The organism is Vibrio sp. D173a, from assembly GCF_030248475.1.
The window spans coordinates 1-710 of the sequence record NZ_JAHGAH010001270.1; the positions used below are offsets into that span (position 1 = coordinate 1).

2 pseudogenes are annotated in these 710 nt (G+C 44.4%); both read left to right on the plus strand.

The features are described from left to right. Positions 1–455, plus strand: a pseudogene (locus KIV40_RS32765) (lipopolysaccharide kinase InaA family protein); the annotation flags it as partial. A 36-nt stretch (positions 456–491) separates the two neighbouring features. Further along, positions 492–710, plus strand: a pseudogene (locus KIV40_RS32770) (HAD family phosphatase); the annotation flags it as partial.

Below are 710 nucleotides of genomic sequence, written 5' to 3' on the forward strand. Positions count from 1 at the left end.
ATGCTATCTCAAGTATTATTGACCAGTTGTTGAGTGAGTTAGAAGAGCTGCACCGTTGTGGTTTTGTGCATGGCGATATCAAGCCGTCGAACATTCTTTTATCTGAGCAAAACATCCTATCTTTCATTGATTTCTCGAACGCTCGCCGAGTAGGTGATAGCTGGCAAGAGCGCGGTGTAGAGCAGTATTCACCAAGTTATGTTTACCCGAACAACGTTTCTTCCCAGCGACGCCAGCGAGAAGCGCATCCTGTCTGTGATAGCTACGCAAGTCTGATCACGATTGCTTTGTTAATTGGCGTTCCAGTAAACACACTTCCTATTGGTTTAGGCAGCTCACAAGCGATTGATTTTTTTCTGGGTTTGTCGCAACACGAAACTTGGGCACTGCTGCCTAAATTAACTCAAGAAAGTGTCCAGCGTCATATCGACAGTGTGATTAAAGATTTAATCTAGAGATCATAAGATTAGGTCGCTTTAAAGGAGTTTCGCGTGATTAAGAATGTCGTGTTTGATGTTGGGAATGTACTGGTTAGATGGGCACCGCTGGAGATTGCTCGTCTGACATTTGGTGAAATAGACGACTTAGAGCAACGAGCTCGAGCCGTGTTTCAATCCGAGACTTGGTTAGCGCTTAATAAAGGACATCTTTCTGAGCAGCAAGCCAAACAGCAGTATCAAGATACGATTGGCTTGTCGGAATTAGAGTGT